This window comes from Spirochaetota bacterium (assembly GCA_026414805.1).
Lineage (GTDB): Bacteria > Spirochaetota > UBA4802 > UBA4802 > UB4802 > UBA4802.
Map to the genome: position 1 here is coordinate 30,816 of JAOAIH010000012.1, position 24,202 is coordinate 55,017.

Consider the following 24,202-nt stretch of genomic DNA (forward strand, 5'->3'; position numbering starts at 1 on the left):
ATTTGCGTAATTGTAGCTGTTGTTCAGGGTATGTCAACAATATTTGTTGAAAAAATATTATTTTTTTTCACATTAAAAAATGAAGTGTCAAAACCACAGATGCAGGTATGGGTGTCGTGTGATAAACTTTATTTACATTTGTCTTCCCACAAGCATGGACAGCCTTTCAGATTTTTCGCTTATTGTTTGAGAATATTCCTTAATCCTGTTGTTTGTTGTTATAATTTCATCTGCCATTGCCGAAATACTGCTCACTGATTCTAAAGTATTTGCCATTACTTCGTTAAGCTTGTGCGATAGCTCTAAAATATTGCCCCCCAGCCTGTCAATATGCAGCACCTGCAGTTTCACTTTTTCCAGTTCATTACTTTGGCTTGTTACCACCTGCTGAAATGAAACTATGCCGTTTTTTACCGTATCAATTAATGCAAATATATCCGATAATGCAGCACTTGATTCCTTCGAGAGCATTACACTGCTGTTAATATCATTTGCGATACTAATCACGCGCTGGCTTATCATCCGTGATTGTTCAGCTGTAGCTGAGGCTAATTTGCCAATTTCATCTGCAACAACAGCAAAACCCCTTCCCGCTTCACCTGCACGTGCAGCTTCTATAGAAGCATTCAATGAAAGTAAATTAATTTTATCCGAAATATCATCAATAACGGCAACAAACTGTTCAATTTCATGACTCCCCTGCTGGAGTATATTCATATTAGAAATCATTGTAGTAAGGGTGTGTTCGGCATTTTTGGCTGCTGAAACAATTGATTCGATGATGTGCAAAAAGCGTTTGTTTTCACGCTGGAGTGCAGCATACGATTCTTCCATAGTTTGGACATATTCCTGTGATTTTTTTCCTTCATCCTTCTGTGATTTAAGCGCTACGTGCAAATCATCTAAAGATGCTTTCAAGTCGGTAAATGCATTGCGTATTTGTGCTGTAATCTGAACCTGTTTGCCCGAAACTTCAGAAAAAGTGTGGCTTATTGATGCTAGTTCTCTGCTTACCATAATAAAATCATTTGATACAACATTGGCAGCATTAACTATCGCTTCAAGATGTGCCGCCTTTTGCAATGCCTCAGCTTCGCTAAGCTTTTTTTCTTCGTATAGCAGGACAATATCTTTGCGCATCACATTAATCCTGTCAGCAAGGGCAAATGATAAAAACAGAACAACAAATGCTGAACCAAGTTGTATACTCCATTGCGTTACAAATGTAGCAGGGATCACACCAAATGTTTTTAATGCATACAGCACCACACCAATAGATAAACCAAGAAAGCCTGCAGCAAAAAAACGTGCAATACGTGATTTTTTTAATAACGCATACGCCTGCATTGGAAATAGTATACATACCGCATATATGGTAAAGCCGGTTGCAATTTTTATGGCTACTTTATACTCAATAGCAAGGCTTGCAAATGCAATTGAAAGTCCCGGAACAAGTATGAATACAACATTTATTAGGCGTATTATCCTGCTTTTCCATAAAATATCAGTTGCTCGCAACAGGAATGCTGTACAGCTTACAATAGTCAATGCCATAAAAAACGGCAATGAATTGTTCCCCCACCACACCTGTGTAGGCCACAAATACTGAAATGCATACCCATTAAGGCTCATCTGCAACAAAATCCATGAGGCAATAAAACATACATACAGCAAATATGAAATATCCCTTATGGATACAAACACAAATAAATTAAAAACTACCATAATAATCATGAGGCCATAATATATCCATATAAGTGGCTGCTCAATATTAAGCTCGCGCAAAAACCCTTTCACAGAAAAAAGTGTTGAGGTAAAATTTAATGAACTTGTTGTTGTTACTTTGTAATAATATGTATTGTTGCCAGGAAAAACATCCAGTGAAAATACAAATCCTACATCCGTAATAGCTCTATGATGGAAAGGGAAACTATCGCCTGCTAACTCTTGTATATATGTACCATTTTCATTGGGCTTGTACAACTCAATGTAATCAATCATAGGGTAGGAAATCCTGAATAAAAGTGTGTGTTTTTTTTCAGATGTATTGTTAATGCTAAATTTAAACCAGTATGAACTATCCGTAAATCCAAAATTTACAGTTTCTTTACCAATTGGAGTCCACTTCTTTATAGCTGTAATATCATTGAACGATAGCTGATTGTTTTTATCTTCTATATAATCTAAAAAGAGCAAAACTTTATCCGGCACTATTTCATTAATTTGTACTGCAGCATACAAATGCAATGGGATTGAACATAGCAACACTACTAAAGCTGCCACCAGTATTTGTAAGTTTGAGGAAGTATTTTTGAGTGGAATGCCAGCCCTTTTAATAATTTTTTCCATCATTATCCTCCTCCAAAATACAGGATTTCTTCCATTTATGCTTTGCCTTGTACTGTACTTCTGGTAAAAGTGTAACACCATAGACAGTGAAAAAACCCACCTATTCACAATTTCTTCCAAGTAAAGGTAATAATTGATACTACCAGACCCTGACTTTTAAGAACATGGCAGCATGAGTAAATGTGCCAATGATTGTGCCCGCTAACAAAAAGCTACAAACCAAGTTTAAAAAATTACATGATATCACCTGTTATGCAATTGTCATTGAAATAAAAAGAATCGGGAAGATGAAAAAATTATTCCCGATAACTATCGCATAAAAAAATATTAAAAATAAATCTTGATATTTTATGCTACATACAGTATTCATTGTACCGTTATAGTATTGTACAGTAAATATATGCACTAAACATAACATTAAGGAGACACTCGCCATGAAAAAAATAACCTTGTATATAGCCGTTGTTTGTATTGTGGGTGCTATAGGTTGTGCATCAGACCTCCCAATAAAAGACATGTCCAAGGCACGCTATGGCATTACCCAGGCACAAGAAGTAAAAGCTGAAAAATACGCACCTGAAGAACTTGAAAAAGCAAAACAATATTTATATGACACCCACTCGCTTATTAAAGAAGATAAGATAAAAGATGCCAAACAAAAGTCTGTTGAATCACAGGTTGAATCACAAAAGGCAATAGAAAAATCCCTTCCACTGTATGCAAGTGATATGCTTGCACAGGCTACTGAAAGCCTGCAGCAGGCAGAGATGCTCAACGCAAAAGAATTTGCCAGCGTTGAATATGCACAGGCAGTTGCCTCGTTAAATGAAGCAACACAGCTTACTACTGATAAGAGCTATCGCCAATCAATTCAAAAATCAAAAGAAGCAATAGGTTTTGCAAATGATGCAAAAGCAAAATCCATTGCAATGATTCCACAACTCAAAGAGCAACTTATTGTGATGGAAAACGAAAAAGATTCATTGCGCACCCAGCGTGGTGATGAATTTGCAAAAAACGAACTGATAGCAGCAGAACAAAAACTCAGTGAAGCCTCAACCAAGCTTGAAGAACAGAATATAGTTGCTGCAATCGCAGCAATGCAAGCGGCAAAAGAATCTTTGTCTTTGGCAAAAACTGCCATTGAAAAAGGGAAAGCGTTAGAATCATTGGAAGCTGCAAAAAGCCTTTACACGCAGGTAAGCGAAAGAGAATCATCTCAGGAAATGGCCGAATCGCTTACTGAAGCTGAAAAGCTTATTGCAAACAGCCAAGACCAGTTTTCAAAAGAAAATTATATTGCATCATACGACGCTTCACAGCAAGCCATCACCGTACTCAACTCACTTCTAATTGCAATGGAAAAGAAAGAAGAAGCATTAGCACTGCAGGAAGAAACAAAAGAGCAAGTTGCCAACCAAGAACCAAAACCAGAATATAAAGAATACATTGTTCAGTACAATCCTAACGCTCGTGATTGTCTATGGCGTATAGCCCTGAAAGTATATAACAATGCACGGCTATGGCCATTGATTTATATTGCCAACAAGGATCAAATCAAAGACCCGGATCTTATCTTCCCGGGCCAGCGTTTTGTTATTCCTTCATTAGAAAAGGAAAAAGCACAAGAAAGCACTGAAGCGAAAACAAAATTAAATTAACCAAGTGAGCCCTGATTTGCCAATGCAAGTTGTGTATATCATTATATTTGTGTTTTCAATGCTGCAGGCGCTGTGTGCTCGTGGCATACCGATTGATTCAATATATATTTCCACAACATCCCCCGAATATCAGCGATTGCTTTTTACACGTCTTGATTACTACCAGGCTATTGGCGCTCAATTTATCGATTCTGGCATTGCCTATGCTGCCTGGCTCAACGGAAAAGAAGTTGTGTATATAAAAGAAACCGGCAACACCAATGCCATCATGGTTTGTAGCATCACAACCCGCAAAAAAACTACAGTGTATCAATTCAAAGGCACCGTCATAGCAGCACGTACATCTGCAAACGGCATATATATTGCAGTAAAATATTTCAGCACCCACAAAATACCACAGCCAATGCTGATTATGGTAAATATCCCAAAGAAAAAGGCCACACAATTTACCACTGCATCAGCGGGGGTTGATTTTTCTTTTTCACAGGATGGTAATGCATTCTATTACAAATATAATTCATGCATACGGCAGGTTATGTGCGATAGTTACCAGGAAAAAGAAATTCTTTGCAGAGAGCATGCACCACAGTGGGATGAAAACACAGTCCTTTTAGATAGCAGCCACAAGCTTTTTATCAGCGGCTCATCTGGTAATTACGACGTTTACATGCTTTCAGGACAATCCTTTAAAAGAATTTTTTCGGCAATAACTCCTATGGAAATTTTTTGTGCAGGTACAATAGCTTTTTATTCGGGTGGTTTCCCAGGTGGATATTCTGTCAACCTGTATTCCTTCACTAAAGAAAAAACTCTTCAAGTGCTATCGGGCACATTTAATCCTTCACTTCATGTTGTAGGAACCACTGCCATTTTCTTACACAATGCATTTATCACAGTATATGATAGCTCTCAAAATACATTAATAAAAACAATCATTGAAAGTGATGAGGCAACCCTTTCACCAGACCAGTTTTCCATTGCATCCCTTTTGTACAATCGCCTCTTTATATTGCCATATTCAAAAGTTCTGCTGCTTGATCCACAGGCAAAGCGGTACTGCACTACACTTGAATCACAGTATGCCGTTATATCACAAAAAACTGCTATACACACTTCACCCTATAGCAACACCTATCTGCGTCAGAAAAGAGCGACTGTGGCATCGTTGCTGAAATTATTTTAATAATATTAATTTGACAATTTTTGACTTTTTTTATTGATAATAACAGCATTACTGACTTTTGCAGACATGATGCACGGTTATAGTGATAGATTGCCGTAATGTACCACAATACTAACAATGTGTGCTATTCTTGACACGGTTAGAGTAGTGCAAGGATCCAAGGGTTTTTAAGATTTAAATATGCCAATGAATGGAAAAATGTATAACCAATTACAATGGGGTATGCTATGGATCGTAATTTAGCACTTGAAGTTGTCCGTGTTACCGAGGCTGCTGCGCTGTGGGCTGCCCGTTACTACGGCAGAGGCGATGAAGCAATTGCTTCTAAAAATGCTGTAGAGGCAATGTATAAAGTGTTTTCCACTGTATCCTTCAAAGGGCATATTGTAATGGGTGTAAACAACCCCGACTCGCCTCTGTCGCCGGGCAATATTATGGGACATGCTGACCATCCTGAGGTTGATATTGCTCTGACCCCTATAGATGGCCATGCCACATTGGCTCAAGGTGGATATAACACCATTTCGGCCATTGCAATTGCCGAACACGGCTCAATGCTCACCGCACCGCCAATCTATATGGAAAAAATAGCAGTAGGAAAGGAAGCACGTGGCGTCATTGACATCACACAATCACCTGAGGTCAACATTAAGCGGGTTGCCCGTGCAAAGGGAAAATACATTGAAGATATTACCGTATGTATTTTAGACAGGGAGCGCCATCGCGAGCTTGTGGAACGCATACGGGCAATGGGAGCAAGGATTAAATTAATAAAAGATGGCGATATTTCCGGAGCTATCGCCACCGCTCTTGATGAAACGCCTATTGACATGCTTATGGGAGTGGGTGGTGCACGTGAAGGGATACTGTCTGCCGCTGCTCTTAAATGCCTGGATGGCGACATGCAGGCACGGTTTGTATACCGAGATGAAAATGACAGGCAACTGGTAAAATCAATGGGTATTAGCGATTTAGACAAAATTTATACGCTGTCGGACCTTGCAAAAGGTGAAAACATTATGTTTTCAGCCACCGGTATTTCAGATGGAGAACTTTTACCCGGAGTGCGTTTTATGGCTGGAGGGGCAAAGACCCACTCAATAGTTATGCGCTTTAAAACCCACACTATACGCTATATTACTGCAATTCACCGTTTTGATTATAAACCGGTATATTAAATATTACAGGATGCTACTTATGAATATTACAGCATACATTTTACAACATACAACTGCAGCGCTGATAATTGCAGGCATATTGATTGCAGTTGCAGGCCTTATATTACGAAAATTTAGAATTTTGTCGATAGTTATGATAATAATTGCATCTATGATTATCTACGTACTGTTGTATAAAACTTTTCCTATTCCAGGAATCAATCCTGAAGCGCAGGAAAGTCAAAGTGTTGAAAAAAGATAAAATTTTAGTTGCAAAATATATACAATATTGTATATTAAATATAAACTACTTTTTGGGAAGTTGTCTATGAAATTGCATCTGGTGAAATCACATAACATTGAAGATCACATTTCGGATAATGTAAAGACGCTACCACCTTCTGGTATTCGCGAATTTTTTGATATTGTCTACAATACACCTGATTGTATATCGCTTGGTGTTGGTGAGCCTGATTTTGTCACACCCTGGCGCATTTCGGATGCAGGAATTTATGCCATAAAAGATGGCAATACACATTATACGTCAAACAAAGGTTTGCTTGAATTGCGACAAGCTATTGCAAGTATGCTTTCTTCAAAATATAAAATAGAATATAATCCCGAAACACAAATTCTGATAACTAACGGAGTAAGCGAAGGCCTTGACATAGCGCTTCGTGCTATCTGTAATCCGGGAGATGAAATCATATACTTTGAGCCTTGTTATGTTTCATACGCAGCAACAATAAAACTGGCACATGGCACGCCGGTTGCTATCGCCACCCATTTTGAAAATGAGTTTGCAATTGATATTAATGCAGTCAAAAAAGCCATAACTGCCAAAACCAAGGCAATAATGCTCAACTACCCTTCTAATCCTACCGGTGCATCTATTAACAAGGAAACGCTGGAAGCGATAGCTGCTATTGCTGTTGACAACAATTTACTCATCATTTCAGACGAGATATACGATGCTATTACCTATAACGGCACACACTTTTCCATTATTGAAATCCCAGGCATGGCAGAGCGAACCATTTACTTTAATGGATTTTCAAAAGCATACGCAATGACAGGCTGGCGTCTGGGTTATGCTTGTGGTCCTGAAGCCATTATTGCAGCAATGAATAAAATCCACCAGTATACCGCACTATGTGCATCATCAATTGCGCAGTATGCTGCTATAGAAGCTATAAAGCATGGGAAGCGCGACGTGGCCCAAATGACAGCGCAGTACCTTAAACGCAGGAACTTTGTAACATCGCGCCTCAATGAAATGGGACTTTCATGTCATCCACCCAAGGGAGCATTCTACGCTTTCCCTGATATTTCAAAAACAGGACTATCCTCACGTGACTTTGCACTACAGCTTTTAAAAAGCTACAAGGTGGCTGTTGTGCCTGGCACTGCCTTTGGAAGCGCCTATGACAATCACATTCGATGTGCCTACGCAACATCTATGGAACAGCTCAAAGAAGCTATGGACCGCATGGAAGAATTTGTGAAAAAAATAAAAGGGCGATAGTAAATTAAAAATTCATCCATTACTGAGCATTGCCTATGGTTTAATTGAAATACCTAAAGATGAAGAAATAATCAATATTGAACAATTATTGTCCATTGCTGACTCCAGAATGTACGAACATAAAAAAATGATAAAATAACTTGACTATCAATTGTTTTCATTATATGATACAGTGCATATAATTGATTCATTTTATTCATGTTGGGGTATTTTATGAAAGGAGCACCCATATGAAGATATTACAACTATCAATAATTTTATTTGGAATATTATTTCTTATATCACCACTGTACCCCAGCGATCTTGGCTTGGGCATTTCAGCATGGTATGCTGACTGGAAGATGTACAACCCCAATGAACCAATAAGCAAAACAACCAAAATGGATCCTGTTGTTTATATTGGTCCTTCAATTTCATACCAGTTTGCCCCATCCTGGAGCACTACACTGGTTGCGTTGTATACCCCTTCACCATACAAAATGACAAATGACTACAATGAAACCACAGAGATAACCCGCTACGATGTTGACTTGGCATTAAATTACCAATTATCCAGATATATAAAGGTATTTGTGGGAGCAAAATATCTGGGATTTAACTTTGACGGTGGTCATCACCAGGGTGCTGGACCGGGTGGTGGTATTGGGCTGACACTTCCATTAATCAGCAATTTTTATTTTCTTGCCAATGCTTCGGGATTATATCTGTGGGGCAATCATAAAGATCCTGATAAATCCAGAGATTTTGCCGAATATGGATATAACCTTTCAGTTCAAATTGCATATTATGCGGCTTCGTTAGGGCTAACAGCTTCATTGGGGTACAGATATCAACTTATTGCATCAGAATACGATACCAATGATCCTTATGCCAAAGAAGATGAGCATACATTCAAAGGGTTTACCATTTTAATAGTAAAATCCTTCCACTGGGAATAGAATAATTGTACAAATGAACTGTTTATATCAAAACAAATTTGAAAAAAGCAACAACATAAGTTTCTTAAATATGTAATTTTATTACAGGAGTGGCATAATGAAATTAAGATTTTTTTATACAGTGCTTTTTGTTCTTACATTATCAACAGTACATGCTGCTGACATGGGAATAGGCATTTCTACCTGGTATGCTGGCTGGGATGTGAAAAGGAATGATGCAAAAGTCAAAATGGATGAAGTGTTATATATTGGGCCATCTATCTCGTATCAGTTTCATGAAAAATGGAGTTGTACATTGGTGGCACTGGCAACCCCGCAAAAATACACATGGCAGGTTGGGACCGAAGAGATGGAACTGCGCAGGTATGATGTTGACCTGGCATTAAATTATCAGATTAATCGCTATACAAAAGTTTTTGCCGGTGCAAAGTACTTAGCTTTTGCATACCATAATAAAACTAACGGCAATGATGGCTTACATCATGCCACCGGCCCGGGCGCTGGCATAAGCTTTACCATGCCTGTTTTTACTAATGTATATGTGTTGGCAAATCTTTCTGGGTTATACATACTAGGGAACCAAAAAGAGGACCAGCAAACAGGCACAAAAAGTATCAATTTTTATGAAATAGGGGCAAATGGATCGCTGCAATTGGCCTATTATTTCCCTTCAGTTGCAATTACTTTAGCAGCGGGGTATAGGTTGCAATATGTTGAAACACATTATCTGGAAAAAGAACCAAATAATCCCAACCTTGATCATACATTTAAAGGGTTTACTGTATTACTTGTAAAATCCTTTAATTTATAATACATACTTCTGAGATTGACATAGAAATTATCACTGTTACAATTTTAAGCGTTAGGAGCATATATTTCTCTTGACGCTTTTTTAATGAAATAATGATATATTTTGCTACTATGACAAATAAATACTCACTATAGTAAAAGGTCCTTATTATGATATATGTTGAAGGTTACAATGATGTTATAGAAAAGGTGTATCAATCAGGCAACCAGCATGTATTTGCCTTCTGGGACAGTTTGAATGAGGAACAGAAAAAGCATCTTTTGCAAGAGCTATCGCTTATAAATTTTCAACAGTTGCATGAATTGTATGAACTTACAAAAAAACATGTAATACCTATGGATTTTGAACCTGCTTTTTTCACACCATTACCACAAACAATTGAAGAGCAAAAATTATTTGAGGAAGCCAAACATATTGGGATTGACACCATTAAAGCTTCTAAGGTTGCAGCGTTTGTGGTAGCAGGAGGACAGGGGAGCCGTTTAGGGTTTGAGGGGCCAAAGGGTATGTTCCCTATTGGGCCAGTAAGTAACAAAACATTATTTCAGATACACGCCGAAAAGATAAAAGCATACGAAAATAAGTTTGGTGTTGATATTCCATGGTGCATCATGACATCACAGGCAAATCATGATGCAACGATTGCGTACTTTGAAGAAAATAACTATTTTCAACTCAATAAAAACAAGGTTTTTATATTCAAGCAAAATATGATCCCCTCGCTTGATGAACATGGCAAACTCATTCTGGAAACACCTTATTCTATTTTCAAAAATCCCGATGGCCACGGTGGAAGTTTAACAGCACTATACCAATCAGGTACCCTTGATACACTGCAAGGTATGGGAATTGAAGTGCTTTCATATTTTCAGGTGGATAACCCGCTGGTACGCATAATTGATCCGGTCTTTATTGGGTTTCATATCAAAAACAACGCTGAGGTCTCAAGCAAAACGTTAAAAAAAGCTTACCCAGAAGAAAAGATAGGCGTATTTGTAAAATTTTCTAACGGCAGAGTTGGTGTTGTTGAGTATTCTGATTTGTCACATGATAAACAATTTGAAAAAGACCAGCATGGTAATCTGCGGTATATTGCAGGAAGCATTGCAATACATCTGTTTAATATACGCTTCATTGAGTCAATTACAAAGGGCAATATTACTTTACCTTTTCATGTGGCAAAAAAATCCATACCGCAGTATACACCCCACGGCAAAAAAAATATTACCGGCTATAAATTTGAAAAGTTTGTCTTTGATGCACTGCCACTAACCCAACACAATTTTATCCTTGAAACAAAACGTGAAGAAGAGTTTGCACCGGTTAAGAATAAAACAGGCGTTGATTCAGTTGAAACAGCTCAGCAACTAATGATAAATCTATATAAAACGTGGTTGAGTGAAAAAAATATTTCTATCCCAAAAGTTGTTGAAAAAATTGAAATTTCCCCACTCTTTGCTGTTGAACCTGATGATATACCAAACTCATTAACGCTACCCCAACAAAAAGAGGTTTATATTGCATGAAACGGTACATTGAAAAAGTTAATACCCTTATTGAATCTTTTCCATACATTAAAGAATTTTACGGCAAAACCATAGTAATTAAATATGGTGGGCATGCCATGGAAACCAACGAAGGCAAGCGTTCATTTGCACAGGACATGGTATTGTTAAAATACGTTGGCATAAATCCTGTGATAGTTCATGGTGGTGGTCCTCAAATTAATACGCTTTTGAAACAGGTAGGTGTTGAAAGCTCTTTTGTTGGCGGTATGCGCATAACTGATGCTCCCACCATGGAGATTGTGGAGATGGTACTTGTAGGGAAAGTAAATAAGGAGATAGTAAACTACATTAACCTAGCTGGCGGGAAGGCAGTGGGATTATCTGGCAAAGATGGCAATCTTTTTGTTGCTGAAAAAATTTATCATGATGTCAATGGTCAAAAGATGGATATTGGCCAGGTAGGTACTATAAAACAGGTAAATCCTTTAATAATAGAAACACTTGACAAAGAAAAATTCATCCCTGTGATTGCACCTATTGGATGCGATGAGCATGGTGTCACATACAATATTAATGCCGATATTGCAGCAGGAAAACTAGCAGAAGCGCTAAAGGCCGAAAAATTAATCCTGCTTACTGATGTTGAAGGAATAAAAATTGATGATACGCTTGTTTCCACGTTGCACAAAGAGGAAGTTGGTAACCTGATCGCAAGTAACAAGATTACCGGTGGAATGATACCAAAAGTGAACTGCTGCCTGAGTGCATTAAAAGAAGGTGTATGTAAAACACATATCATTGACGGTAGAGTGGAACATGCGGTGTTGCTGGAAATCTTTACGGATGCAGGCATTGGCACTGAGATAGTATAACGATAGAATATCTATACTATCTCTACAATAATAAGTGTAAAATCGTCATCAAATTTTTTTCGTGGATAAATCCATCTGTAGGCTGCCGCAGTTATTTCATTCTTCAGTGCTGTTATATTCTTACCATTATACTGTTGTATAATATCAATAAGACGTTCTTCTCCAAACAGCTCCCCCTTTACATTTCTTGACTCAATTATACCATCAGTAAATAGTATAATTCTATCACCTTTGCCTATTGTTACCTCTTCAATTTCAAAAAAGGCATTCTGATAAAAACCAATAGCTCCACCTTTAGGCCTCAACTGGAGTATTGTATTATTGGCTTTACACAGCAATAGCGCATAATGCCCGGCATTACTGGTTTGTAATATCATGTTTTTTGTATCAATAACAGCATACGCTGCTGTTATAAACTGATTCCCTATCCTTTCTAATAATGTATTTTCTATTGAGTGGAGAAATTTATCGGGATGTTCTTTAAACTGATTTGCATGTGCACACGCCATTTTAACCATTGCAGCACCAATTGATGCAGGAATGCCATGCCCTGAAATATCAGCAATAAATATTCCAACTTTTTCATCATCTATTTGCTTAATTTCGGCAATATCACCACCAATTTCCTCTGCTTGCAGTATCACTATCTCTATTGCTATATGTGGCAATTCGGGGATTCTAGTCTGAACAATTGAATTATAAATTGTTTGTGCAATCTCAACTTCATTTTGTAGCATCACTAGTTTTTTATTTTCATCTTTAATTAAGTTATAGCGGTATCCAAGCGCTATTGAAAGTAAAATTACATCAATGCTGGTGCCCAAATGAAATCCATATCGTGTAATAAATACATCGGGAAGAATACCAAAATTTCGCAAACTAATGAGGCTCACACCCACAACAACTGCAAGCATTGATGCTAAATAAAAATAAGCAGGTTTATATTTATTTATTACTGCAATGATACATGCAATGAATGAAAAAATTGAAGCAATTATTACCATTGTATTGAGGCAAATAATTGAAAACGAAAGAGGTACAAATGGGATAATCACAATTATTGGTATGATTAAAAAAATAAATGCTTTTATTATAACATCGTACCCACGTGCAAACGTACCGGTTAATAAAAAGCTTCGTGTGAAAAGCATGTACGAAATAACTGCCAGGTTACCCAAAAAAACTATTGAAATGTTATGAAACCACGGAGAATGAGGCCAGAAAAACTGATACGCTATACCATTAAAGCTGATATTGCTCAATGCTGAAAATAATACATAAAGTATATAATACAGATAGTTGATATCCCGTAAAATTATTAACAAAAACAGGTTGTATAAAAACATGGATAGCATTATCCCAAAATAAACCCATAGACCACTGTACTCTTTTATGCTATGCTCAAGCAGTGATGCATGCGAGCGTATTTTCAATGGGATGATAACCTCACTGGTAGTTTTAACACACAGAAGAAATTGTTGAGTTTCTCCTTTTTTTATTGCTACAGGTACTACAAAATTGTTCAATAAAATCTTCCTGTGATTGAATGGAAACAAATCTCCTTCAGTTGTTAAAAGAGTAACTGTTTTACCCTGTAGTGAATATAACTCAAAATAATCCAAAGTGGGAAAAGCCAAATCAAATACCCATGATTGATTCGATGAATTATTGGTCAAAGAAAAGTAAAACCACCACCAAGAAGCCGAATAGCCTTTATTGATTACTTTTTGGGCATTTGGATAAAATTTTCTTAAAATATCTTTTTTTACAATGTCTTCAGCTGTAAGCTGTGAACTAGCATCTTCATAGAAATATATACAGGGAGCAATATCATACGTATGCTGTGCATCATTAAGGACACAATTATATGCAAAACCTACAACTGGTAGCAACAAATATATAATTATAATTAAAAGTATCTGCACTAATCCTGCTACATTTTGTTCATCTTTACATGAAGTTCTATTAGCCATTAAATATACCAGCACATACTTAATATAAAATCACAGGTTTACTTTTGAGTTGTAAAAACAATTTGTTCAACCTGATAAGTCTACCAAATATACGTATCAATGTCAAGGCATTGTCATAATTCAGGACAGACGTTTTACATTCAGTACTAATGAAAAAAATTATCGGCTACTTGACATACCATTGGTATTTTAGTATAATAATATATACTTAAATATAGGAGGATAGTAATGAAAAAGAATATGGGAACAGTAGACAGACTAGTGCGAACAATAATTGCCATAGCTATTATAGTATTGTACTTTACCGGGCAAATTACAGGTACCGCAGCAATAATTTTAGGAATCCTTGCTGTGGTTTTTCTGCTGACCAGTGCGGTAAGCTTTTGCCCATTGTATGTTCCACTCAAAATCAATACTACAAAGAAATAAAACTACCATTGCAAATGAGTCTCTTTATATGGGCCTGCCAACAGGGATAATATAGAGAGGCTCTTCATATTTATCTAGTGACAAAACTTCCTTTACCACCTCATCCTGAAAAGCTCCTACCATAACTGTACCCAAACCCAGGGCAACAGCCTGCAGGCTTATATTCTGACCAACATGTCCGGCTTCCATATGGACATACCTGATACCGCGCTGTCCATAATGCCCTGTTGTCCGCTCATATACCGCAGTAACAACGATGCTCACCGGTGCCATTTCAATAAATTTCTGGTGTAATGCTGCCCTGCACAGAGCGCTTCGCAAATCGTATGGCAACAATCGCTGCAACCTATGATTTTTTACAACATAGCGATATAATCCTTTTTCAATTGTTTCTACCTGCCCAATCACTGCATAGCAACTGAGAGGATAAGTAGCACCCGCTGATGGCGCAGTACGGTAATATCCACTTGATAATCCATTGGCAGCCCACAATATTTGCGATAGCTGATATAAAGAGATAGCAGTGGTAGCAAAATTTCGCACCGAGCGCCTTTTTTTCAGTGCTAACCCCACACTCATATTGTCATCAAATAACGGTTGTGGGAGGGTAATACTATCTGGATTCACAAACTTTCCTTCCTTAAAGTGATAGTTATACTGTACTTATATAAAAATGTAAAGTTGGCAAATTCAAGAATAATTTGATTGAGACAAAAAAAATTTGAAAAATAAAAAAAATGTTGACATTTTTATTTTATAATTTTTATGTTTTGTCATCTTTTGTGTGTTAGGATAATTGGCAATTATAAATTTTTTAAAATAGCTATGATGCATAAAAATCTTACATCAATGATCAATAATAGCTGGTGGTGGTGGACCAAAGCGATGTCCACCTGACCGGCGCGTGTGTAATTTTATAATTGTAATAAAAGCCGTGGGTGGGCATCAAACCCACGGCTTTTTTATGAGCTCTTATTAAGCCGTGGGTTCAACCAAAAATCCACGGCTTTTTTATTTTCTAAGCAAGGAGCAGCACAATGTACCCAACATTACAACAATGCAAAAATTTAAGCAAAGCCTACAACCGCATTCCTGTCTATAAACAGCTTAATATATCTCATCCAGGTCTGTTGCTATTACTTAAATCATTTATTACAAACGGCGATTGTATTTTTCTAGAAAGTGCCAAACAAAATAAAAAGCAAAGCAGGTTTTCATTCTTAGGCTTTAACCCTGTATGCACCATTTCATTCAGTCCACCATATTTAATTATAGGCGATAGCTCAAATAAAGCAATCCATTGCTCTGACCCCTTCAAATTCATTGATGAATATGTTGCCCGCTATCGCTCACCTTCTTTCACCCGTTTTGGTTCATATAATGGTGGTTTAACCGGTTATTTTTCATATGACCTTGTAAACTACACCGGACACTTGCGACAGCGTATTCATGAAGACACCCTGCATCCACTTATGGTACTACACCATATCGACGACTTCATATGCTATGATAACAAACTGAACACATATTATATTGCTACCTGCATTTACACTGATAGAGGCACCATTGAATCAAACTATAACGACGCACAACAACGACTCCATAAGTATGAAGAAGATATTATCAACGCTTTGCATGTAACATCGCTACCATATCTGCCTGCATATACTGATCAACTACCACTTCAATTTGCCATTTCACCTGAGCAATTCATGAAGAATGTATTAATGGCAAAAACACTCATTGAAGACGGTGAAGCATTGCAGATTGTATTGAGCATGCGTGCATATATCACTGAACCTGTTGACCCTTACCGCTTTTATCTTAAATTACGGCAAGTAAATCCTTCACCATATATGTTTTTTATGAAGCACGGAAACCTTACTATTGCCGGAAGCTCACCTGAGATTCATGTTAAGGTTGAACATAATACAGCAACATTGAGGCCAATTGCAGGAACTATCGCCCAGGGTAAAACACGAAAAGAAAATATCAAAAACAAACAGCTGTTGCTTGAAAATGAAAAGGAACGCGCCGAACACTTGATGCTGGTTGACCTTGCACGAAATGACCTTGGGATCATTGCGCATCCTGGCAGTGTAAAAGTAACACAATTCATGCAACCTGAAGATTATTCACATGTCATTCATCTTGTTTCAAATGTTACGGCTACACTTGATAGCGGGATAAGCTTAAGCGATGTGTTGCGCCACAGCTTCCCCGCTGGCACAGTGAGCGGTGCACCAAAAGTTCGTGCCATTGAGATTATTGACCAGCTTGAACCTCACCCACGCGGTATCTACGCTGGCTGTGTTGGTTACATTGGATTTAACAATACTATGGACACCTGCATCACCATACGCACCGCAGTGTTTTCACCACAATGCTCATTTTTACAAGCCGGTGCAGGCATAGTGTACGACAGCATCCCGCAAAATGAATACAATGAAATTGTACACAAACTTAAGGCGCTTTCGGTAAGCCTGCCTTTTGCAAAAATTAATTCATCATTAAAGGAGATTGTGTGATGTTCTGTATTATTGACAACTATGATTCATTTACCTACAACCTTGTGGAATACATGCGCATACTGGGCCATGATGTTGAGGTATTTAAAAACGATGTGTTGTTTGATTCAATTAATTTCCAGCGCTACTTAGGCATCATTCTTTCACCAGGACCTTCATCACCACAAAATTCAGGAATTACACTACCCATCATAGAAAAAGTAAGCAACATTCCCATTTTTGGTGTGTGTTTAGGGATGCAAGCAATTGGCTATGTATATGGCGGGGCGATAGTTCATGCTAAAAATATCATGCATGGTAAAACTGATACCATTGAACATTATGGTGGAAAACTTTTTGAAAATATACCGCACCGTTTCACAGCAGTTCGTTACCATTCGCTTGTGGTAAGTCAGGAAAATTTTCCTAGTTGCCTAACCATTGAAGCACGTTCTAGCGACGGTGAGATAATGGCACTGTCGCATAAAACTAAATTTATATGGGGTGTACAGTTCCACCCCGAATCGTACGCATCTGAGTACGGTTTACAAATACTGAAAAACTTTATAGGAGGATGTTATGAATACAGGTCAGCTTATAGCTCACACAATTGAAGGAAACCCCCTGTCAATTGAGCAATCAGAATTTTTATTTGATTCTATCTTTGATGGCAAATTGTCAGATGTTGAACTTGCTGCTGTGCTTGCGGCAATGAAAGTACGCCGGGAAAAGCCACAGGAAATATGTGGTGCAATTAAATCAATGCGCAAATTTGCTCTGAGTCTTCCTATTACTGAAAATGTATTTGATACGTGTGGCACCGGTGGTGATCACTCACACTCATTCAATATTTCTAGCGCTGTTGCCATCATCCTCAACGCAATGGGATATTCAATTGCAAAACATGGTAACCGCTCAATGACTAGCAAAAGTGGTTCTGCTGATTTTTATGAGGCATTACATATACCGGTACACCTAACCGGGGAAGATGCAGAGCGTTATTTTGAGAAGCATAAATTTATATTCCTCTTTGCGCCAAACTACCACCCTGCCATGAAATACGCTGCGCCTGTACGAAAGAAACTGGGAGTTAGAACTATTTTCAATTATTTAGGTCCTCTCACCAATCCCCTTAAACCAAAACGGCAGATGATTGGCATATTCCACCCTTCATTCCTTGAAGTGTATTCCGAAGCAGCGTTGCCACTTGGATATGAACGGCTGGTGCTGTACTCTTCCACAAATGGAATGGATGAAGTATCACCATTGTACCCAACTGCAGTGATAGATATTCAAGACACAAACTCAAGGAGTTTTACTATTATTCCTGAAAAATTTATCAACACACACGAAGCGCATGCCATTCCAAAGGATTTAACTCCACAGGAAAATGCTTCTCTTTTTGTTGAAACAATAACTGCCAAAAGCCCTACCCCACTTAGCAAGCTGCTTGCACTCAACACTGCTCTTGCCCTGTATGTACTGGATTATTCAGCATCAATTGAAAAAAACTTTAACACTGCTATTGAAGTAATTCACAGCGGCTGCGTAGCACACACTCTATCAAAACTTCAGGAGGTCTGATGGTCAATGTTTAGTCTTGAAAAGGTAAAGCAACAAAAATTACACGAGCGTCATACAATTGCACAAAAATTAAATGTATTTAATGAAAGAAAGCGTCCGGTGTTTTCATTTGTATGCGATAGCTCCGTAAATATCATCGCCGAGATTAAAAAGGCATCACCTTCTAGCGGAATAATCAAAGATGTTGATGCTGGCATGCAGGCTATGCTGTATAGTAATGCAGGTGCAAAAGCGATAAGTGTTTTAACCGACACAATGTACTTTGGCGGAAGCTTTGATGACCTACACCAGGCTGCATCAGCCACAACATTGCCTGTGTTATGCAAAGAATTTGTGTGCTTTAAGGAACAGATTGACGTTGCGTACAATGCTGGTGCAGATATAATATTGCTTATTACCGCAATGCTTTCCTCAAATGAATTACAGTATCTTTACGAATACACATGCTCAAAAGGATTGCTACCACTGGTTGAAGTGCACACCACATCTGAACTTGAATGTGTGCTACCGTTGAATCCACAATATGTAATGGTTAACGTACGCAACCTTGCCACACTGTCGCTTGAATATGATACTGCAATTGAAACGTTACGTAACATTCCCATTGGTATTAACAAAATCTGTGCAAGCGGCATCAACACTCCCAACATGCTGCAACACATTAACAAGCTAACAGGTACAAGAATATTTCTTGTGGGCACATCATTGATGAAATCTGAAAATCCCATGAAAATGCTTGAGGAGTTGCGTAATGTTTGTTAAATTTTGTGGATTTACCCGACCTGAAGATGTTGATGCTGCATGCAGTTTAGGTGTGAGTGCCTGTGGATTTATCTTCTATGCTGGCTCACAACGCTTCTGCAATTTTTACACAGCCAGAGAGTGCATTGCTATCTGCAAACAGCACGGAGTGAAAAGCGTTGGAGTATTCGTGGACAACAATCCCACTTCCATAGCATCCATAGCATACACATTGGGATTGGACGCACTGCAAGTATATTCGGAGGATGCCTACGTGGAGCTATCGCCACACTTTACCATTCTTTTTGGAATGAGAGTTGGTAAAAATTTTTCCATGCACAATATTCCTGTGATTGATACAAAAGATTTTTATCTTTTTGATACGTTCGATAGCTCACAGTATGGTGGAACCGGCAAGCAATTTGACTGGAATATCGTAGCATCATTTCCACACATTAACAGATCTATTATATCAGGTGGATTGCGCAGCAGTAATGTTGCACTATTATGTACAACAGTAAAACCTTTTGGTGTTGATGTTGCTAGCGGCATTGAAGATGCACCAGGAATTAAAAATGTTTTCAAAATGAAAGAGTTTATTCAAGCAATCAAGGAGTGCGGTTATGACATATCCCGATAAAAACGGTTACTTTGGAAGCTATGGTGGACGATTTGTACCCGAGACACTTATCAATGCTCTTATTGAGTTGCATGAAGCATACACGTACTTTTTAAAAGATGAAGCAATGCAAAAAGAGCTCAACGATCTTCTGCACCATTATGCCGGCAGGCCAACACCACTGTACTTTGCTGGTAACCTTTCCCGTAAAACTGGAATTAATATCTACCTTAAGCGTGAAGATTTGCTCCATACCGGTGCGCATAAATTAAACAACACATTGGGTCAGGGGCTGCTTACACGTTTTATGGGCAAAAAGCGTATTATTGCAGAAACTGGCGCAGGTCAGCACGGTGTTGCCACTGCAACAGTGGCTGCGCTATTAGGACTGGAATGCACTATTTATATGGGTGCCGTAGACATTGAACGGCAAATGCCCAATGTAAAACGGATGAAGCTATTAGGTGCTCAAGTTGTACCGGTAACTTCAGGAAGCCAAACCTTAAAAGACGCAATCAACGAAGCATTGCGTGATTGGGTACGCAATGTGAAAAATACACACTACCTGTTAGGCTCGGTCAGCGGACCACATCCATTCCCAATGATTGTCCGCGATTTTCAGAAGGTTATAGGGAATGAAGCACTACAGCAATTCAAAGCATTAAATGGCACCCTGCCACAGTATTGTATTGCATGCGTTGGTGGTGGCAGCAATGCTGCGGGGTTTTTTCATGCATTTGTTGGTACCAGTTCACAGTGCATTGGTGTTGAGGCTGGCGGCAAAGGGCTTTTCCCTGGTGGTCACTGTGCTTCACTTACACTGGGCAGGCCAGGTATTCTGCATGGTGCGCTGTGCTATCTGTTACAGGATGATGATGGTCAGGTTATGGATGTGCATTCTATATCAGCAGGGCTTGACTACCCAGCTGTTGGCCCTGAACATAGCTTTTGGAAAGACAGTAAAATGGTTGAATATGTAACATGTTCTGACAAACAGGCGCTTGATGCATGCATTACACTAACACGCACTGAAGGCATTATCCCGGCTCTTGAAAGCAGCCATGCATTAGGATATGTGCTTGATAATACATCACGGTTTGAAGGCACAACAGTCATTATTAATCTTTCAGGAAGAGGCGATAAAGATTTAGATACTATTTTAAAGGAAGTGGGAGTATGAGTTATAATGGATTTTATTTAGTTGGCAATTATCCTGATACTGAAACATTCATCAAAGCTGCAAAAGCAGGTTTGGAATACTTTGACTTTATTGAAGTAGGAATCCCCTTTAGTGACCCAGTAGCCGATGGGCCTGTGCTTTCTACTGCATCGCACAACGCTCTGAAAATGGGGGTGACAACTGAATCTGTGTTGCACAGTTGTAACATATTGAAAGAATTTCTAACTAAAACTGGTAGCAACAAAAAAATATATGTTATGACATACGCCAATAAAGTCTTTCACTGTGGCATTGAAACCACAATGAAACTGTTTGCATCCAATGGAGTTGATGGGATAATTCTTGCAGATGTGCCGTTTGTTGAATCTAAAACTTTTGTTGAAGCTTCCATGCAATACAATCTTGACTATATCCATTTTATCACCCCAGAATCTACAACCAAACAAATACAAGATACATGTGCAAATGCGAAGGGTTTTATTTATACTGTTTCACTCAGGGGCACAACTGGAAGCTCTCTGGTTCTATCAAATGAAATTATAGATATACTATCACTGGCAAAAAAATATGCTAACGTTCCGGTGGTGTTGGGATTTGGTATTCAAAACAAGAACGATATTCATAAGGCCTTGGAATATGCTGATGGCTTCATTATGGGTACTGCACTGGTTAAAAAGATTGAAGAAGGCTTTGATAGGTATCATCAATTTTTAAAGGATATGTTTGTGTGAAAGGTGTTATTATCAATATTTCTTGTTGTTCAAATGTACATTTTTTTCAAGAGCAAATTCGTTTGCTTTTTTAATACATTCCAATCAATTCAGTATGTTGTTATAATTTTTATAATAAACTTTTCTTATCCATTATAAATATTATTATCCAAATATATTATTATGTTATACCTTTTTTCAAAGGTAACTCATCCCCAACATTTGCTATGCAACTTCGCTCCCTTGATAGGATATAATCTAAATTTTAATGACTAAATTTATTTACTCTACCTATTGAAACTTTAATTACAAACTACCTTTTCACTTTCCTAACAATAGCAACCACTACTAAAGCTACTATCGCCACAATTAAAAGAAATACAAAAAATCCAATCCACGTAACCTTTGTCCCGCGTTTGAGCATATTGTACGGATTAATGCTTGCCTCAACTACTATTCTGCCAAGTTTGCCTTTATACAGGGCTGGTACATCTGCTATGCCATCACCATCCTCATCCTTGAAGCTGCGTATGTATTCAATGACCCCCTGCCATTCTTTGAGTTCCTGAATGCCAGGCATGCGCTTGTCAGCATCAACACGCGCCTCTGTGAGTTTTTCTATTGGTTTTCCATCGCGCCATTTTGGCTTGATGTCCAAAATATGCCAGGTAAAGTTGCCTATAACTTTTAAAAACGTTGCATTGTAAATATCAGCAGCAACCCGGTATAGTTTGGTATTGCTATCCGAATAATCAAGCGGCACATACCCATTTTCTTCGTCCCCAATCCAGATTTCTGTTACGCGGTCAAACAGCATGCGATTGGGATTATACGTGAATTTAACACCAGAAATCTGTATAAAATAATCGCTCCCTTTCAGCGGGTAGATACTTGTCAAAATTTCAAGCGCCTTCTTTATTTCCGATGCATACAGGTAACAGGTAATAAGCGGATAGCCCATTGTCTTTTTTTCATCCATACCAATACCAAGCGGTATTGCTGCAAATGCATCTGAAAATGCAATCTTTCCAGTCTTGCCCACAACTATATTGTCACGGATAACGCCATTTGATATAACCCCCATCGTAACTTTGCTGTCAGGATCCTTGGGATCCGAATCATATTTATTTACATACCAGCGTATTGAATCAGCTATAAGATTGCCCAAGTTTGTTTCATCCTCTTTTGTTACAAGGTCATATTTGGTTTTTGCCAAAATACTATTCCATTGTAATTTTAAGGGCGATAGTATCCGTTGATTAATCACCTGCGCAAACTGATTGATAAGCGCAATTATTGCCGTATCACCTTTTATTGAGTCATCGATATCTATGTATTTATAATCTTTCAGCTGCAACACTCCATTGGAAAAATTACAATCCAGGACAGCTACCTGCTTGCCATATTCATACGATTGGGTGATTATGGTAGAGCCAACAATAATAGGCTTGGTAATTTTTTCATGAGTGTGTCCACTGATAATAACATCAATCCCCTTGACTGCTTTTGCAAGCTGAACATCTTCGGAACGTTTTGGGTCAATTTCATTGCTATCTTTATACTTACGTATTCCACTGTGTGAAATACATATGACTATGTTGACCTTCTCTTTATTGCGCAGAATATCCACCATCTGTGTGGCAGTTTGCACCTGATCTGCAAACGTTACCGGCGATGCAAATGGTGCAACTTCTGCAGCATCCTTGCCAACAAGCCCAAAAAATCCTATTGTGAGGTTCCCCCTTTTCAACACTATGTAAGGTTTGACCAATTCATCCTCAAAGACTTTTTCTAAGCTATCATCATCCTTGCTATCGGCACTGAATACAATGTTGGATGCAACAATATGGGGCAGTGCATTGTATTTCTGAGCAGAGCGTAAAATGCGCGCCAATCCATCAGGATACAGGTCAAATTCATGATTGCCAAGCGTAATGACATCATATCCCATTTTCTTCATCAAGCGCAATTCAAACGCTTCTTCCCGACACAAAAGATGAAAAAATGAACCCATAAGGAAGTCGCCGGAATCAAGCACCAGTACTGGATTTTTGCGGCTTTTCTTTACATCCTGTATTACAGTTGCAATTCGGGCCCATCCGCCTTTTGTATCGTCATCATTAATTTTATCAGGTGTATAATCAATGTTTGGAGCAAAACCCAAAAAATGTGAATGCAGGTCTGTTGTTTGAATTATGGTAATATCCTGAGCAAATGATGGCAATGTTACACATACAATCATAATGACTATAGCAATAATATATTTTTTCATATTGCTAAACCCCCTGAAAATTTTTATAAAGTGAGTTGAATATATTATCCTGAATACTTTTTATCAAGTATAAAATGATATTAAAATGACAAAAATTCATTCCTCAGGGTTTTTTGGAAATTTATTTATAAATACTACAAAATGCATGTCTACAGTCACAGTACAAAATGTAATAGTAAATAC

General features: G+C 38.1%; 21 protein-coding genes. 17 read left to right on the plus strand and 4 right to left on the minus strand.

Going from position 1 to position 24,202, the window contains the following annotated elements; translation table 11 throughout:
* Nucleotides 1–132: 132 nt before the first annotated feature.
* Nucleotides 133–2,349 carry a methyl-accepting chemotaxis protein gene (locus tag N3F66_04105; GenBank protein ID MCX8123329.1) on the minus strand — a complete coding sequence of 739 codons (2,217 nt, stop codon included), beginning with the start codon at nucleotides 2,347–2,349 and terminating at the stop codon, nucleotides 133–135.
* Nucleotides 2,350–2,783: 434 nt separating this feature from the next.
* Here N3F66_04105 and N3F66_04110 point away from each other — a divergent pair, with 434 nt between their 5' ends.
* From N3F66_04110 to argB, 9 genes are all read left to right on the plus strand, one after another.
* Nucleotides 2,784–4,010 carry a DUF4398 domain-containing protein gene (locus N3F66_04110; GenBank protein ID MCX8123330.1) on the plus strand — a complete coding sequence of 409 codons (1,227 nt, stop codon included), beginning with the start codon at nucleotides 2,784–2,786 and terminating at the stop codon, nucleotides 4,008–4,010.
* Nucleotides 4,011–4,026: 16 nt separating this feature from the next.
* On the plus strand, nucleotides 4,027–5,193 hold the full coding sequence (locus N3F66_04115) for a hypothetical protein (protein MCX8123331.1): 1,167 nt from the start codon (nucleotides 4,027–4,029) through the stop codon (nucleotides 5,191–5,193).
* 227 nt (nucleotides 5,194–5,420) lie between these two features.
* Complete coding sequence (gene glpX / locus N3F66_04120) at nucleotides 5,421–6,371, plus strand: class II fructose-bisphosphatase (protein ID MCX8123332.1); 951 nt, start codon at nucleotides 5,421–5,423, stop codon at nucleotides 6,369–6,371.
* Nucleotides 6,372–6,390: 19 nt separating this feature from the next.
* A complete protein-coding gene (locus tag N3F66_04125; protein MCX8123333.1) occupies nucleotides 6,391–6,612 on the plus strand; it encodes a hypothetical protein in 222 nt (73 codons plus the stop codon).
* 66 nt (nucleotides 6,613–6,678) lie between these two features.
* Nucleotides 6,679–7,875, plus strand: a complete 1,197-nt coding sequence (locus N3F66_04130) for an aminotransferase class I/II-fold pyridoxal phosphate-dependent enzyme (protein MCX8123334.1) — start codon at nucleotides 6,679–6,681, stop codon at nucleotides 7,873–7,875.
* Between the two features lie 230 nt (nucleotides 7,876–8,105).
* Nucleotides 8,106–8,813 carry a hypothetical protein gene (locus tag N3F66_04135; protein ID MCX8123335.1) on the plus strand — a complete coding sequence of 236 codons (708 nt, stop codon included), beginning with the start codon at nucleotides 8,106–8,108 and terminating at the stop codon, nucleotides 8,811–8,813.
* 97 nt (nucleotides 8,814–8,910) lie between these two features.
* Nucleotides 8,911–9,624: a hypothetical protein gene (locus N3F66_04140; protein ID MCX8123336.1), complete on the plus strand. Its 714-nt coding sequence runs from the start codon at nucleotides 8,911–8,913 to the stop codon at nucleotides 9,622–9,624.
* Between the two features lie 149 nt (nucleotides 9,625–9,773).
* A complete protein-coding gene (locus N3F66_04145; protein ID MCX8123337.1) occupies nucleotides 9,774–11,150 on the plus strand; it encodes a UDPGP type 1 family protein in 1,377 nt (458 codons plus the stop codon).
* Nucleotides 11,147–12,004, plus strand: a complete 858-nt coding sequence (gene argB / locus N3F66_04150; protein ID MCX8123338.1) for an acetylglutamate kinase — start codon at nucleotides 11,147–11,149, stop codon at nucleotides 12,002–12,004. Before N3F66_04145 ends, argB begins: the two co-directional genes overlap by 4 nt.
* Nucleotides 12,005–12,015: 11 nt before the next feature.
* Here the strand turns inward: argB and N3F66_04155 are convergent, their stop codons facing one another.
* Nucleotides 12,016–13,977 carry a SpoIIE family protein phosphatase gene (locus N3F66_04155; protein ID MCX8123339.1) on the minus strand — a complete coding sequence of 654 codons (1,962 nt, stop codon included), beginning with the start codon at nucleotides 13,975–13,977 and terminating at the stop codon, nucleotides 12,016–12,018.
* A 228-nt stretch (nucleotides 13,978–14,205) separates the two neighbouring features.
* On the opposite strand from N3F66_04155, the gene N3F66_04160 reads away from it, so the two are divergent.
* The gene (locus N3F66_04160) at nucleotides 14,206–14,406 is read left to right on the plus strand and encodes a DUF2892 domain-containing protein (protein ID MCX8123340.1); all 201 of its coding nucleotides are present in this window, start codon (nucleotides 14,206–14,208) and stop codon (nucleotides 14,404–14,406) included.
* Nucleotides 14,407–14,430: 24 nt separating this feature from the next.
* Here N3F66_04160 and N3F66_04165 read toward each other — a convergent pair whose 3' ends face one another.
* Nucleotides 14,431–15,033 (minus strand): SagB/ThcOx family dehydrogenase, encoded by a 603-nt coding sequence (locus N3F66_04165; GenBank protein ID MCX8123341.1) that lies wholly within the window; start codon nucleotides 15,031–15,033, stop codon nucleotides 14,431–14,433.
* A 410-nt stretch (nucleotides 15,034–15,443) separates the two neighbouring features.
* Between N3F66_04165 and N3F66_04170 the strand changes: the two genes are divergently transcribed.
* From N3F66_04170 to trpA, 7 genes are read left to right on the plus strand one after another with little or no spacing between them, the layout of a single operon-like run.
* On the plus strand, nucleotides 15,444–16,934 hold the full coding sequence (locus tag N3F66_04170; protein MCX8123342.1) for a chorismate-binding protein: 1,491 nt from the start codon (nucleotides 15,444–15,446) through the stop codon (nucleotides 16,932–16,934).
* Entirely contained in the window at nucleotides 16,934–17,527 is a 594-nt protein-coding gene (locus N3F66_04175) for an aminodeoxychorismate/anthranilate synthase component II (GenBank protein MCX8123343.1), read from the plus strand. Before N3F66_04170 ends, N3F66_04175 begins: the two co-directional genes overlap by 1 nt.
* The gene (gene trpD / locus N3F66_04180; protein ID MCX8123344.1) at nucleotides 17,493–18,497 is read left to right on the plus strand and encodes an anthranilate phosphoribosyltransferase; all 1,005 of its coding nucleotides are present in this window, start codon (nucleotides 17,493–17,495) and stop codon (nucleotides 18,495–18,497) included. Before N3F66_04175 ends, trpD begins: the two co-directional genes overlap by 35 nt.
* Nucleotides 18,498–18,503: 6 nt before the next feature.
* Nucleotides 18,504–19,259, plus strand: a complete 756-nt coding sequence (locus N3F66_04185) for an indole-3-glycerol-phosphate synthase (GenBank protein MCX8123345.1) — start codon at nucleotides 18,504–18,506, stop codon at nucleotides 19,257–19,259.
* Nucleotides 19,249–19,878, plus strand: a complete 630-nt coding sequence (locus tag N3F66_04190) for a phosphoribosylanthranilate isomerase (protein MCX8123346.1) — start codon at nucleotides 19,249–19,251, stop codon at nucleotides 19,876–19,878. The genes N3F66_04185 and N3F66_04190 overlap by 11 nt, the downstream gene beginning before the upstream one ends.
* Nucleotides 19,862–21,037, plus strand: a complete 1,176-nt coding sequence (trpB, locus tag N3F66_04195) for a tryptophan synthase subunit beta (GenBank protein MCX8123347.1) — start codon at nucleotides 19,862–19,864, stop codon at nucleotides 21,035–21,037. Before N3F66_04190 ends, trpB begins: the two co-directional genes overlap by 17 nt.
* Nucleotides 21,034–21,768, plus strand: a complete 735-nt coding sequence (gene trpA / locus N3F66_04200) for a tryptophan synthase subunit alpha (protein MCX8123348.1) — start codon at nucleotides 21,034–21,036, stop codon at nucleotides 21,766–21,768. The genes trpB and trpA overlap by 4 nt, the downstream gene beginning before the upstream one ends.
* 292 nt (nucleotides 21,769–22,060) lie before the next feature.
* Here trpA and N3F66_04205 read toward each other — a convergent pair whose 3' ends face one another.
* On the minus strand, nucleotides 22,061–24,019 hold the full coding sequence (locus tag N3F66_04205) for a bifunctional metallophosphatase/5'-nucleotidase (GenBank protein MCX8123349.1): 1,959 nt from the start codon (nucleotides 24,017–24,019) through the stop codon (nucleotides 22,061–22,063).
* Nucleotides 24,020–24,202: the final 183 nt, after the last annotated feature.

Bases quoted from the DNA above. Each gene is read 5' to 3' on its own strand.
- N3F66_04105 (MCX8123329.1), bottom strand. From the start codon at position 2,349: ATGGAAAAAATTATTAAAAGGGCTGGCATTCCACTCAAAAATACTTCC.
- N3F66_04110 (MCX8123330.1), top strand. From the start codon at position 2,784: ATGAAAAAAATAACCTTGTATATAGCCGTTGTTTGTATTGTGGGTGCT.
- glpX (MCX8123332.1), top strand. From the start codon at position 5,421: ATGGATCGTAATTTAGCACTTGAAGTTGTCCGTGTTACCGAGGCTGCT.
- N3F66_04125 (MCX8123333.1), top strand. From the start codon at position 6,391: ATGAATATTACAGCATACATTTTACAACATACAACTGCAGCGCTGATA.
- N3F66_04130 (MCX8123334.1), top strand. From the start codon at position 6,679: ATGAAATTGCATCTGGTGAAATCACATAACATTGAAGATCACATTTCG.
- N3F66_04135 (MCX8123335.1), top strand. From the start codon at position 8,106: ATGAAGATATTACAACTATCAATAATTTTATTTGGAATATTATTTCTT.
- N3F66_04140 (MCX8123336.1), top strand. From the start codon at position 8,911: ATGAAATTAAGATTTTTTTATACAGTGCTTTTTGTTCTTACATTATCA.
- N3F66_04145 (MCX8123337.1), top strand. From the start codon at position 9,774: ATGATATATGTTGAAGGTTACAATGATGTTATAGAAAAGGTGTATCAA.
- argB (MCX8123338.1), top strand. From the start codon at position 11,147: ATGAAACGGTACATTGAAAAAGTTAATACCCTTATTGAATCTTTTCCA.
- N3F66_04155 (MCX8123339.1), bottom strand. From the start codon at position 13,977: ATGGCTAATAGAACTTCATGTAAAGATGAACAAAATGTAGCAGGATTA.
- N3F66_04160 (MCX8123340.1), top strand. From the start codon at position 14,206: ATGAAAAAGAATATGGGAACAGTAGACAGACTAGTGCGAACAATAATT.
- N3F66_04170 (MCX8123342.1), top strand. From the start codon at position 15,444: ATGTACCCAACATTACAACAATGCAAAAATTTAAGCAAAGCCTACAAC.
- N3F66_04175 (MCX8123343.1), top strand. From the start codon at position 16,934: ATGTTCTGTATTATTGACAACTATGATTCATTTACCTACAACCTTGTG.
- trpD (MCX8123344.1), top strand. From the start codon at position 17,493: ATGAATACAGGTCAGCTTATAGCTCACACAATTGAAGGAAACCCCCTG.
- N3F66_04185 (MCX8123345.1), top strand. From the start codon at position 18,504: ATGTTTAGTCTTGAAAAGGTAAAGCAACAAAAATTACACGAGCGTCAT.
- N3F66_04190 (MCX8123346.1), top strand. From the start codon at position 19,249: ATGTTTGTTAAATTTTGTGGATTTACCCGACCTGAAGATGTTGATGCT.
- trpB (MCX8123347.1), top strand. From the start codon at position 19,862: ATGACATATCCCGATAAAAACGGTTACTTTGGAAGCTATGGTGGACGA.
- trpA (MCX8123348.1), top strand. From the start codon at position 21,034: ATGAGTTATAATGGATTTTATTTAGTTGGCAATTATCCTGATACTGAA.
- N3F66_04205 (MCX8123349.1), bottom strand. From the start codon at position 24,019: ATGAAAAAATATATTATTGCTATAGTCATTATGATTGTATGTGTAACA.